This window comes from Candidatus Accumulibacter sp. ACC012, assembly GCF_907163155.1.
Classification (GTDB): Bacteria; Pseudomonadota; Gammaproteobacteria; order Burkholderiales; family Rhodocyclaceae; genus Accumulibacter; species Accumulibacter delftensis.
Map to the genome: position 1 here is coordinate 1 of NZ_CAJQUC010000012.1, position 12,260 is coordinate 12,260.

11 protein-coding genes and 2 pseudogenes are annotated in these 12,260 nt (G+C 62.0%); 11 read left to right on the forward strand and 2 right to left on the reverse strand.

Translation table 11 applies throughout. The features are described from left to right. The 9 genes and pseudogenes from QZ648_RS13220 to lysM all read left to right on the forward strand — a co-directional run. The coding region (locus tag QZ648_RS13220; protein WP_291997352.1) for a substrate-binding domain-containing protein at positions 1-372 on the forward strand (372 nt) is incomplete at its 5' end. Between the two features lie 30 nt (positions 373-402). Beyond that, entirely contained in the window at positions 403-717 is a 315-nt protein-coding gene (locus QZ648_RS13225) for a substrate-binding domain-containing protein (protein WP_291997353.1), read from the forward strand. Between the two features lie 89 nt (positions 718-806). Beyond that, positions 807-1,481 (forward strand): PhoU domain-containing protein, encoded by a 675-nt coding sequence (locus QZ648_RS13230; RefSeq protein ID WP_291997354.1) that lies wholly within the window; start codon positions 807-809, stop codon positions 1,479-1,481. Between the two features lie 171 nt (positions 1,482-1,652). Further along, entirely contained in the window at positions 1,653-1,895 is a 243-nt protein-coding gene (locus tag QZ648_RS13235; protein ID WP_291997355.1) for a hypothetical protein, read from the forward strand. 1 nt (position 1,896) lies between these two features. Further along, a complete protein-coding gene (gene pstC, locus QZ648_RS13240; protein WP_169067324.1) occupies positions 1,897-2,844 on the forward strand; it encodes a phosphate ABC transporter permease subunit PstC in 948 nt (315 codons plus the stop codon). Between the two features lie 3 nt (positions 2,845-2,847). After that, a complete protein-coding gene (pstA, locus tag QZ648_RS13245) occupies positions 2,848-3,738 on the forward strand; it encodes a phosphate ABC transporter permease PstA (RefSeq protein WP_291997356.1) in 891 nt (296 codons plus the stop codon). Next, complete coding sequence (locus QZ648_RS13250; RefSeq protein WP_169067322.1) at positions 3,732-4,565, forward strand: phosphate ABC transporter ATP-binding protein; 834 nt, start codon at positions 3,732-3,734, stop codon at positions 4,563-4,565. The genes pstA and QZ648_RS13250 overlap by 7 nt, the downstream gene beginning before the upstream one ends. A 204-nt stretch (positions 4,566-4,769) precedes the next feature. Continuing rightward, positions 4,770-5,435 carry an ATP-binding cassette domain-containing protein gene (locus QZ648_RS13255; protein WP_366144139.1) on the forward strand — a complete coding sequence of 222 codons (666 nt, stop codon included), beginning with the start codon at positions 4,770-4,772 and terminating at the stop codon, positions 5,433-5,435. A 194-nt stretch (positions 5,436-5,629) separates the two neighbouring features. Next, positions 5,630-6,142 (forward strand): annotated as a pseudogene (lysM, locus tag QZ648_RS13260) (peptidoglycan-binding protein LysM). A gap of 24 nt (positions 6,143-6,166) precedes the next feature. On the opposite strand, the gene QZ648_RS13265 reads toward lysM, so the two are convergent. Further along, positions 6,167-7,180, reverse strand: coding sequence for a PHB depolymerase family esterase (locus tag QZ648_RS13265; protein WP_291997357.1), 1,014 nt, complete (start codon positions 7,178-7,180; stop codon positions 6,167-6,169). Between the two features lie 392 nt (positions 7,181-7,572). On the opposite strand from QZ648_RS13265, the pseudogene QZ648_RS13270 reads away from it, so the two are divergent. Then, positions 7,573-8,665 (forward strand): annotated as a pseudogene (locus QZ648_RS13270) (methionine aminotransferase). 69 nt (positions 8,666-8,734) lie between these two features. Beyond that, on the forward strand, positions 8,735-9,160 hold the full coding sequence (mscL, locus tag QZ648_RS13275) for a large conductance mechanosensitive channel protein MscL (protein WP_169067318.1): 426 nt from the start codon (positions 8,735-8,737) through the stop codon (positions 9,158-9,160). A gap of 128 nt (positions 9,161-9,288) precedes the next feature. Here mscL and QZ648_RS13280 read toward each other — a convergent pair whose 3' ends face one another. Further along, complete coding sequence (locus tag QZ648_RS13280) at positions 9,289-12,027, reverse strand: pitrilysin family protein (protein ID WP_291997358.1); 2,739 nt, start codon at positions 12,025-12,027, stop codon at positions 9,289-9,291. Positions 12,028-12,260 lie beyond the last annotated feature (233 nt).

A 12,260-nucleotide genomic window follows, 5' to 3' on the forward strand; every position in this document is an offset into this window, starting at 1 on the left:
GGCCCGTCGCGGTTTTCCGGCGGCGGGTCGGGTACCGGCATCGCAGCAATGATCAACGGCACCGTGGACATCGCCAACTCCAGCCGCAAGATGAAAGACAAGGAAATAGCCGAGGCCAAGGCCAAAGGTCACGATCCGGTCGAGCACGTGGTCGGCTACGATGCCCTGGCTATCTTAGTACACAAGAAACTTTCCGCTCAATACCTTGAGCATCCCGGAACTGGCCAAGACTCTACGGACGTGACGGTGGGGCGACCAAGTGGAGCGATCTGGGGATCACCATTCCAGGCTGCAAGGACGAGATCGTCGTCGTCAGCCGGCCAGAACTACTCGGGCACCTACGCCCTACTTCCAGGAGGCCGTTCTCGGTGAGAAGGGCAAGTTCCGCAGGGGACACTGGACATGCACGGCTCCAAGGATGTCGCCGACCTGGTCGAGAAGACGCCTTGCGCGATCGGTTACAGCGGCCTCGCCTACGCTACCGATCACCTGAAGGCATTGTGCATCGCGCCCGAGAAAGGCAAGCCCTGCGTCATGCCGACCGAGGATACCGCTTTCGACGGCACCTATCCGATCGCCCGTCCGCTGTTCATGTACACCGATGGTCAGCCGAAAGCCGACACCAAGAAATACATGGACTGGATCAAGAGCGACGTTGGCCAATGCATCGTTGCCAAGGAAGGCTACGCGCCAATCAAGAAAGTCAGCTGCAAGTAAGTCATACGCCATCGCGGGCGCGGGACGGGGAGTCCTTCGCGCCCGCTCTGAAATCTGTGTTCCGTTAGCGCTGTGGGGAGCCGCAAGCAATGAGCCATTACGAAGAACGTCTCGAGAGAGACCTGTCCCTGATCAAACAACAAGCGACCCTGCTGGCCAAGCGCGTCGACGCTGCCCTCGCTGCTGCGGTACGTGCCCTGCTGAGCGGTGATGACAAGCTCGCCTATGCGACAGTCCTGGGAGATCAGCGGATCAACGCGGAAAATCGCAAGCTGGACAAGATGTGCCACGCGTTCATCGGCGTGCACCTGCCGAGCGCCGGGCATTTGCGCCTGATGACGGCGATGATTCACGCCAACGTCGCGCTGGAGCGCGTCGGCGACTACGCGGTGACCATCGCCCGCGAATCGGTGCATCTCGCCAAGCGCCCCGACGCGTTGATCAAGCGCGAGGTCGAATTGCTCGCCGGCGAGTCGCGGCAGATGTTCAAGCAGGCGATGTGCGGCTTCATCGACGGCAATGCCGAGAAGGCCAGGGCGACGATGATCATGGCCGATCAGGGTCGAGCGCACTTTGATGTTGGTTTTTGCCGACCTGGTCAATGCGGGCGAGAACTTCAGCATCGAGGATCTCTTTGCCTACCTGGGCGTTTTCAATTCGCTCGAACGGGTGTCGGATCAGGCCAAGAACATCTGCGAGGAAACGGTGTTTGCGGTCACCGGCCAGACCAAGGCGGCCAAGGCTTTCCGGATCCTCTTCCTTGACGAGGACCAACACCCTGCTCGGACCGATCGCCGAGACCGTTGCTGGCAAGACTTGCTTCCGGAGGTGGTGAGTTCCGCAGCCTGGGCCGTCAGGCTGGCGCGATGCTGCCGGAGGTGGCTCGGCTTGCTCCAGGAGTCGGGGGGTCGACCTGCTCGCCACCGACCAAAGCGATGAATCTGAGCCTTCAGGATCTCGCCGATTTCCACGTCATCGTCAGCCTGCAGGGGCCAGTCAAGTCATACGTGGACAACGTGCCCTTCCACACCGCGGCGCTGGAGTGGGATGTCGGCGGCGTGGTTGCGGCGGAACTTCCCGAGGATCAGCGACGCGAGCGCTACGCAGCGCTGAGTCGCGAGATCGCCGTGCAGGTGAGCAATTTGATGACCACCCTGCGGGGCGAGGAGGCCGACTGAGATGGCCAACAGCAACACTGTACCCGGCGCCGCAATGGCCGCCGGCGGGGCTGGCACGTTCGATCGTCGCGATCTCGACTGGTATGTAGACAAGGCCGTCCAGGCCATCGTCTTCCTCTGCGGTATCTCGGCGATCGTCTTCGTCCTGGGAATCTTCATCTTCGTCTTCAAGGAAGGCATCGGCTTCATCCTCCACCACATGAACGTCCGGGAGTTCTTTCTCACGCCGTACTGGTTCCCGAGCGACGCCGACGCCCCCGAGTACGGGATCCTGGCGCTGATGGCCGGTACCGCCAGTGTCACCGGTCTGGCGATGCTGGTCGCCGTGCCGTTTTCGCTCGGCGCGGCCATCTACATTGCCGAGTTTGCCAGTGGCAAGACCCGTGAAACCTTGAAAGTGCTGGTCGAGTTGCTGGCGGCCATTCCGTCGGTGGTCTGGGGCTTCATCGGCCTGGTGATCATGAACCCCTTGATCATCAAGTGGTTCGACGTGCCGGTGGGTCTCTGCGTGCTCAACGCCGGCATCATCCTTGGTTTGATGGCTGCGCCGATCATGACCTCGATCGCCGAAGATGCGCTCAAGGCGGTTCCCGATCGCTACCGTGAAGCCGCCGAGGCGATGGGCGCGACGCGCTGGCAGGTGACCTACAAGGTGGTGCTGCCGGCGGCCAAGAACGGCCTGCTCGGTGGCGTGCTGCTCGGGGTCGGACGGGGCTTCGGAGAAACGATGGCCGTGCTGATGGCTACCGGACACGCGGTCAATATTCCCGACAGCGTCTTCGACTCGGTGCGCGCGCTGACCGCCACCATCGCCGCTGAGTTGGGTGAAACGGTGGTCGGCGGCGAGCATTATCAGGCGCTGTTCACCATCGGCATTCTGCTTTTCCTGGTTACCTTCACCGTCAACCTGACCGCCGATCTGATCGTGCGCGGCATTCGCAAGGGATAGAAAATGACAACTGCCAATGCAGCCATGTTCCAGGCGAGCAGCCTGAACCACCGCAATGCCAGGGTTCAGAGCCTCTATAGAATGCTCTTCGGCTTGATGACCCTGATGTTGATTGCGCCGGTACTGATCATTCTCGGAACCCTGATTCACAAGGGTGGCGGGGCGATCTCCTGGGAGTTTCTGTTCACCGCGCCAACCGACGGCATGCGTACCGGCGGCGTCCTGCCGGCGCTGCTGGGCACCGTCTGGCTGGTGATGGTGGCGCTTCTGCTGTCGGTCCCGATCGGCATCTTCGCGGCGATCTACCTCAGCGAGTACGCCGGCGACAACTGGTTCACGCGGGTGATCAATCTGGCGATCATCAACCTGGCCGGCGTGCCGTCGATCGTGCATGCCCTGTTCGGGCTCGGCGCCTTCGTCATCTTTTTCAAGTTCGGGACGAGTATCCTGGCGGCCAGTCTGACCCTGGCGGTGATGACCATGCCGGTGGTCATCGTTGCTACCCGAGAATCGCTGCAGTCGGTACCGCCGGCGTTTCGCGAGGCTTGCTGGAACATGGGTGCGACGCGCTGGCAGACCATTCGCAAGGTGGTGCTGCCGAACTCGATCACCGGCATTCTGACCGGCGTGATCCTCGAGGTTTCGCGTACCGCTGGCGAGACCGCGCCGATCATGTTTACCGGGGCGGTGTTCTTCACGCCATTCCTGCCGCAAAGCGTTTTCGACCAGACCATGGCCTTGTCGTTGCACCTGTTTGTTGCCGCGACCCAGGTTCCGGGGATCGCCGAAGAGGTTCCGTTCGGTATCGCTCTGGTACTCATCGGACTGGTGTTGTTGATGAACAGCGCGTCGATCGCGTTTCGCATGTGGCTCAGGGGGAAGAAGAAATGGTAAGTCAAGGCGCGCAAAGCGCTCTCGAACGGGCCCCGGTGGCTGCTGGCCAAACCAACGCCGCTTCCGGTGAGCCGCGGATCAAGTTGGCGGTCAAGGATCTGACTATCAGTTACGGCAAGGCGGTGGCCCTGAAGGACGTCAACCTGGAGATACGCGAGCACGAAATTTTCGGCATCATTGGCCCCGCCAACGCCGGCAAGACCTCCTTCCTCAAGGCGGTCAACCGCATGGACATGTTCACTACAGGGATGCGCGTGGCCGGCGAGATCCAGTTCAACGGTCTGGATACCCGCCACCTGAAGAACGTCTATGCGCTACGTAGCCGGATTGGCGTCGTCTTTCCCTTGCCGGTCGGTCTGCCGATGACCGTCTATGACAACGTTGCCCTGTCGCCGCGCCTGCGCGGGATCAAGGAAAGAGCCGAGCTGGACGTAATCGTGCAACGCTGCCTGACCCGTGCGGCCCTCTGGGACGAAGTCAAGGATCGTCTGAGTGCGCTTGGCAGCCTGCTCTCCGGCGGCCAACAGCAGCGGCTGACGATTGCCAGGGCCTTGTCGCAGGAGCCAGACCTGTTGATGCTCGACGAGTTCTCGATCGCCGTCGACCCGGTCACCACGATGCGCATCGAAGATGTGCTCAAGGAGCTGCGCAAGGAAGTGACCATCATCCTGGTTACCAACCTGGTGCAGCAGGCGCGGCGTTTGGCCGACCGCACCGCGTTCTTCCTGAACAGCGAGTGCGTCGAGATCGGGGTCACCGAGGATTTGTTCACCGGCGAGGTGAAGGACCAGCGGACGCGTGATTACGTAGAGGGACGCTTCGGCTGAGCCCAATACCGCGCCACGCTGCTTGCCACTGTATTGACTGAATGCCAACGAAGGACACAACGAGATGACCGCCGTTCAAGCCGCTGCTTTGCAGCAGCCAGCTCCAGAATACGCCATTGATACCAAAAACTGAACCTCTGGTACGGGACTTTCCAGGCCCTGTACGATGTCGACCTGCGCATCCGCCAGGGCATGATCACCTCGATGATCGGGCCTTCGGGATGCGGCAAGAGCACCTATCTGCGCAGCGTTAACCGCATCAATGAGCGCCTCGGCTACGTGCGCATCGAAGGTAGCATCGATGTCATGGGCCAGAACATCTACGACCCCGGCGTCGAGTTGATACAGGTGCGCAAACAGGTGGGGATGGTCTTTCAGCGCCCCAATCCGCTACCCGTTTCGATTCGCGACAATATCCTCTTCAGTCACCGTCTGCACGCCAAGGGTGGTGGTGACGTACACCAGGGCACTCCCGACGAAATCGTCGAGGAGTCGCTGCGCACCGTGCTGTTGTGGGACAAGGTCAAGGATCGGCTCAAGCGCAAGGCTACCGAGTTGTCGCTCGAAGAGCAGCAAAAGCTCTGCATCGCGCGTTTGTTGCCGGTGAAGCCGAAGTTGCTGCTGATGGACGAGCCGTGCTCGGCGCTCGACCCCAAGGGTACCGAAGCGGTCGAGGAACTGCTCTGGGAGCTGCGTGGCCAATACACGATTCTCATCGTCACCCACAACATGGCGCAGGCGCGCCGCGCCAGCGAGGAATGCATCTTCATGCTGATGGGCAAGGTCGTCGAGCACACGCTGACCGAGGAGATGTTCGTGACCCCGATCCACAAGGAGACTTCCGACTACATCGAAGGCCGTTACGGCTGAGCGCGCAGGCCCGGCACCCATTATGACAACGCCCGCTCTGCCGGGCGTTGTGCCGTTGGGGCTCACCGCTGGCAAGCCCCTGCTTGCCAAGTCCGGGGAAACTGCTAGACTCGAGGCGGTTTACAGACCATCGTCAAACAGCCGTCAAGTCACTTTCCGGCGCCAGACGGCGCCAACCTACCGGAGGAAACCGCATGGGCCTATTCGATTTCGTCAAGGAAGCAGGCGAGAAGCTTTTTCGCTCCGGAGACGCGCAAGCTGCGTTGGACGCGGGTGAGCAATGCGCCGGATGACAATGCGGCGAAAGAAAAGCTGGACGTTATGAACCGTGCCGCCGGTGATGCGATCGAGGCTTACATCAACAGCCAGGGCTTGACGGTCACCGGGCTGACCGTGACTTCGATGGCGCAGCAGGTGCGGCAAGCGTTTTCGGGGTCGCCGGCGATCAGAGCAGCAAGGAGAAGATCCTGCTCTGCTGTGGCAATGTGAATGGCGTTACCCGGGTCAACGACATGCTGTCTGTTGACCAGAGCGCGCCGGAAGCGCTCTTCTATACCGTCGTCGCCGGCGACAACCTGTCGAGAATTGCAAAGCTGCACTACGACGATCCGAACAAATACATGGTCATTTTCGAGGCCAACAAACCGATGCTCGGTCATCCGGACAAGATCTATCCCGGTCAGATGCTGCGCATTCCTCCCCTCTGACTTGAGCGAATTGCGCGCTGGCGGCTAGGGCAGGCGTCCTGCCGCAGCGTCTGTCTGCGCCTGGCGGGGGGCGGCCAGGCGCTCGAGCATGGCGCGCACCGCTTTGATCTGCACGCCGCCCTGCGTGGCGTAGTCGCTGCCCGCATAGCCCCACCAGTCCCAGCAGCCAAAGGGATTGTTCAGCCACCGCCAGGAGCCTATGGTCAGGCCATAGCGCGCTTGTACCTGCGGGTAGAGGACGACGATCCGATTGCTGTCTGCCCAGCGGTTGTAGCCGGCGCCATCGACGAAGCGTCGGCCGATCTGCGCCGCCGTCTGACGACAACCATGAAAGACGACATGTACCCGGCAGGCGCTACCGAGGCAGGCCTGCGGCACATAAAGGTAAGCCTCGTCGGCCAGTCCCGCGTCGATCGGCTTGCCTTCTACAAACGGGCTCTGGTCGAAGCGTAGCGGCTCGCCTTTGGCGGTCGCCGCTGGCGACTGCAAGGGGCCAAGCAGGTGCTGGAGAATTTCGCCGGCCGCGTCGAGCTCGCCGCAGCGATTGATGAACGGTGTTTGCTCGCTGCTGCAGGCATTGGCCTGGGGGTCGGCGACCGAGATCATGGCGTGCCCGGCGTCTGGCAGCTGGACGAAGCGAATCGCCGTCGGAGCGAGCCACTGGCCGTAGAAAGCGGCCAGCCGCTCCATCACCGCGCTGTCGACGACCGTGTCCTTGCCTCCTGAAAACAGCCACACGCGGTCGTCGCGCAAGCCGTCCAGCGGATCGATGCGGCCCGCCTTGGCGAGCGCTTCCGCCTGGGCGCGCAGTTCGGCTACGGAAGGAGCTGCGGCCCACCAGGAGGGCGACATGCAAGCCGTGAGCGCCCGCCGGATCGATCCTTCGGCACAGTTATAGGGGCCGCCAGCAAGCACGCCGGCGCCGCGCACCAGCTTCGAGTGGGCGACCTGGAACTGCACCGCCATGTAGGCACCCGAGGAGATGCCGGAGACGGTGAGCTCGCTCAATTCGGCGCCCAGCGCTGGCAGTGGCTGCACTGCTGGCTGGGGTTCGGCTGCGCGGGCGTTTTCCGGTGCTCAGCAAGAAAACGAGAGCCGCGCTGGCGAGGCTGCACAAGACGGATTTTGCTGTGGTCATGGTGGCGGCCCGACCATGACGATCGGAGCGATAATGAACAATGGGGTGAATGCTAGCAGCTCGTCTTGCCGAGGACCAGACGGGCGGGCGGGCAACGCCTGCTCTTCTCGGCTGCGTGGCTGCATGCTTGCCGATTCGCGGGATTCGCAGCAGCCTTGTTTGAACGCCGGGGCGCCCCTAAACTAGGCGCTTGCTCACTCTCCACCGCGCTTGTCGCGGATCGCCATGCGCCAATCCTCAGTCGCCATCGACTCCAAGCTTCCCTGGGTCGGGGACCACCATCTTCACGGTGATGTCGAAGCTCGCCGCCGACTGCGGTGCAATCAATCTGTCGCAGGGCTTTCCTGATTTTCAGGCCGAGCCGGCACTCTTTGAAGCCACTTCACGGGCCATGCATGCCGGTCGTAACCAGTACCCGCCGATGGCCGGCGTGGCCGAACTGCGCGTGGCCATCGCCGACAAGGTGGCCGCGCTCTATGGCGCGGACTACGACGTCGAAGACGAGATCACGGTCACCGCCGGTGCCACGCAGGCCATCTTCACGGCGATTGCCGCCTTCGTGCGCAGCGCCGACGAGGTGGTCGTGTTCGAGCCGGTCTATGACAGCTACGTGCCGGCAATCGAAACGGTGGGTGGCAAAGCCGTTTACGCGGCGCTGCGCTCGCCGGACTACCGGCCCGATTGGCAGCAGCTGCGCTCCCTGCTCAGTCCGCGCACGCGGATGATCATCATCAATTCGCCGCACAACCCGAGCGGCAGCCTGTTCGACGCCGACGATCTGGCGGCACTGGCCGAACTGACCCGCGACACTCCTATCGTCGTACTCGCCGACGAAGTTTACGAACACATCGTTTTCGACGGTGCGCAGCATCAAAGCGTCGCTGCGCATCCCGAACTGGCCGCACGCAGCATCGTTGTTTCGTCCTTCGGCAAGACCTATCACATCACTGGCTGGAAGGTCGGCTACGTGCTGGGGCCTCGCGAACTGATGCGCGAGTTTCGCAAGGTTCATCAGTTCAACGTGTTTACGGTCAATACGCCGTGCCAGCTGGGGATTGCCGAGTACATGCGCGACGCCTCGCGACATCTCGGTCTGGCGGCGTTCTACGAAGGGAAGCGGGAGTTCTTTCGCCGCCAGCTGGCTGCGTCACGCTTCGAACTGCTCCCCTGCCGCGGCACCTACTTCCAACTGGCGCGTTACAGCGCCATTGCCGACCTGCCTGACCAGGAGTTTGCTCGCTGGCTGACCAGGGAGGTCGGTTGTGGCGGTTATTCCGGTGTCGGTATTCAACCACGATGGCTGTGACGAACGCGTCGTACGCTTCTGTTTCGCCAAGCAGGAAGCAACCCTGGCCGCCGCCGGTGAAAAACTGCGCGGCATATGACCGGCGCCACGATGACTTCACCGTGGCACGGGAGCCGGTGTCCTTCGGGTCAAACACCAAGGAGAAATGATGAGCATGATGCAGGAGTTCAAAGAGTTCGCCATGAAGGGCAACGTGATGGATCTTGCCGTTGGCGTGATCATCGGCGGTGCCTTTGGCAAGATTGTTGAATCCGTCGTCGCCGATTTGATCATGCCGGTGGTCGCCTTCATCATGGGCGGCAAGTTTGATTTCTCGGGCCTGTTCCTGGTGCTGGGCACGGTGCCCGAAGGGACGGCGAAGACGCTGGATGCGCTCAGGAAGGCGCAGGTTCCCGTTTTCGCCTATGGCAGTTTCCTGACCATCCTGGTCAACTTCATCATTCTTGCCTTTATCATCTTCATGATGATCAAGCAGGTGAATCGTCTGAAGCGGAGCGAGCCGCCGGCAGCACTTGCCGCGCCGCCCGAGGATGTGCTGCTCTTGCGCGAGATTCGCGACAGCCTGAAGAAGTAGTCAGCGGCCCGGGGGCCAGGACGGCGCGTCATGGCCAATCCCTGGCCAGCCGCGTATCGCCGACAGGGCTGCCGTGACGAATCGCCCACTCTGCAGTTCGCCAGGATGCGCGGCAGTTACCGCCATCGTCAGTTCGCGTTTCCCTTGCTGGCGTCGCCGGCGACGACCAGGGTCAGCTGCTCGGGGTCGATGTATTTGCGGAAAGCGGCGTTGACCTGTTCCGGGGTCAGCGCCATGACTCGCGCCTCGAAGTTCTTCGAGTACAGCCAGTCCTGACCGAGGTCGAGCAGGGAGATCCAGCGCGCGGCAACGGCGCTGTCCTGTGAGCGAGCGACGGCGCGTGCTTCGAGGATTCCCTTCTTGGCCTCGGCAACCTCTTCAGCCGTGAAGCCGTCGCGGCGCGCGCGCGTCAGCTCCTCGAGGAAGGCCTGCTCGGCGCGATCCAGGTTCTGCGGTGCTGCCATAGCGGCAAAGGACCAGCTCGACAGATCTTTGCGCATACCCATCGACAAGGACGAAGACGCGCTGTAGCTGAGGCCGTCTTTCTGGCGCAGGCGATCCATAAGGCGGCTCGACAGTCCGCTACTGCCGCCAAAAATACTGTTTGCCACGTACAGGGCAGGTGTGTCGTCGTCGTCGAAACTCAGCTTCAGATCGACACGCGCGCGCAGGAAGGCGTTCTCCTTGTCGGGGGTGTCGATGACGATGCGTTGCGGCGTCACGGCGCGATACTCGCGATCAACGCGGGCGTACGGCGATCGCGAGACGTAATCGGGAAAGAGTTGCTTGAGCTCGGCGCTGATCGCCGCTTCATCGAAATCGCCAACGATGGCTATTTCGCCACGCGCCGTGCCCATCAGCTCGCGGTGATAGGCGACAAGCTGCTCGAGCGTCGTCGCCTGGAGCTGGGCGAGGCGTTCGGCGAGTTGCGCATGGTAGCGCGGGTCACCGGGCGGGTAGGTGTTGAAGTGCGAGGCCAGAGCGTCACTGGAGAGTGTCTGCGGGTTGTCGAGCTGGGCCTGCAGCGCAGTCAGCGTCTGTCGTTTCAGTTCGTCGAATTCGCTCGCCGGGAAGCTCGGCTCTTTGAGCAACCGGGCGACCAGCCTGAGCGCTTCCGGTAGCTGCTCACGGGTGGTTTCAAACTGCGTCAGGTCGCCGCGGATTTTCAGGCGAGTGAATTCGTCGGCGATCTGCTGGCGGTTCAGTTGGCCACTGCCGCGGCTGAGCATGGCCATCGTCAGTGTGCCGGCCATATCCCGATTGCGCAGCGAGTCTTCATCCCCCCAGCGGAAGCTCATGGCCACGTTGACTGTCTGGCCGCGGTTCTTTTTCGCGAGCAGCGCCACTTGCAAGTCGCCGACGCTCGGCCGTTGCGAGCGTTGGTTGATGTTCTCATGCGACGCTTCGAAGGTTTCACCGGCGTCTCCCTTTTCACTGCCCTTGAAGTTCGCCAGTAGTTCCACCGCGGTCGGGGCGGGCGGAATCTCGGCGCGCTGCGGTGAATCTTCGGGAATGAAACTGCCGAGAACGCGGTTGTCACGCACAAAATACTTCGCCGCGGCGGCGTCGACCTGCGCCGGCTTGATCTGGTCGAGCTGATCACGGGCATAGAAGAACAGCCGCCAGTCACCGAGCGCGATGTACTCGGAAAGCATGACGGCGAACACTTCCGGGTTGGCCAGCGCACGTTCGTAGGCGGTGCGCGCCTGTTCGACGACGCGGCCGAGCTCGTTGGCGGTCGCCGTCTGGCGAGCGAAACCGCCTTCAATGACTTCGATCATCTTGTCGCGCACGCGCTCCAGCGATTCGCCCTTGTTCACCATCGCGCCAAAAACCACGAAGCCGGGTTCGCGGGCGTCGATGGCATAGGCAAAGACCTGTGCTGCCAGACCGGGTTGGACCAGCTCCTGGTAGAGGCGACCATTCGGAGTGTCGCCAAGTATCTCGCTGGCCATGCTCACGGCTTCGGAGTCGGCGTGCAGGCTGGATGGTGTGCGATAGGCGAGGGTCAGCAGTTGCACCTCGCCCTTGCGGCGAACGACGAAGCTGCGCTCGCCGTCGGCCGTCGGCTCGACGGTCCATTGTTTCGCCAGCTGGCGCGTCGGCTTCGCCAGCTGGCCGAAGCTGGCGGCAATCCATTGCAGCGTTTGTTGCTCATCGAACTTGCCGGCGACCGTCAGCACCGCATTGTCGGGCTGATAGAAATTCCGATAGAAGGCCTGCAGATTCTCGATTTTGACGTTTTCGATATCGCTGCGCGCGCCGATGGTGTTGTTGCCGTAATTGTGCCAGTCAAAGAGCAGCGACTGCAGGCGCTTCATCATGACCCGGCTCGGGCTGTTTTCCCCCATCTCGAATTCGTTGCGTACGACGCTCATCTCGCTATCGAGGTCCTTCCGGGCGATGAAGGAGTTCACCATGGCGTCGGCGCTCCAGCCAAGTGCCCACTTGAGGTTGGCGTCGCTGGCCGGAAACGTGACGTAGTAATTGGTGCGGTCGAGCCAGGTTGTACCGTTGATCCGGAATCCGCGCGTCTTGAACTCTCTGGTCGGATCGGGAAAGCTCTTCGATCCCTTGAAGATCAGGTGTTCGAGCAGGTGGGCCATGCCGGTCTCGCCGTAGTTCTCGTCGCGCGAACCGACCAGATAGGTCACGTTGACCGTGGTCGTTGGTTTGGCGGCGTCGGGAAAGAGGATGAAGCGCAGACCGTTGGCCAGTCGATACTCGCTGATGCCTTCAACGGTACCCAGCTTTTCGACACCCGCCGGCAGTTTCTCTGCGGTGGCTGGTCGGGCGGCGGCGCTTGCCGGTGTGACGCTCAGCAGCGACCACAGCAGGCATACGACTACGCTTGTCCATCGGTTCATCATCATCACTCCACGAGGTTAATGTGAAAGTCGCGCAAGCGACTCACGAAACTCCCTTCTCCCCTTGCGGGAGAAGGGCCGGGGGAAGAGGGGGAAACGGTCATGGCTTTCATCATCCGGGGTATCTCGACAAGTCATGACCGCTAGCGGGGTCCAGCTTCTCTTGCCTGCACGTTGCGACGCCTTTCCCGGCGACCTGGCCGCCGCTGGCCAGGCGGTCGATCACTGTACAG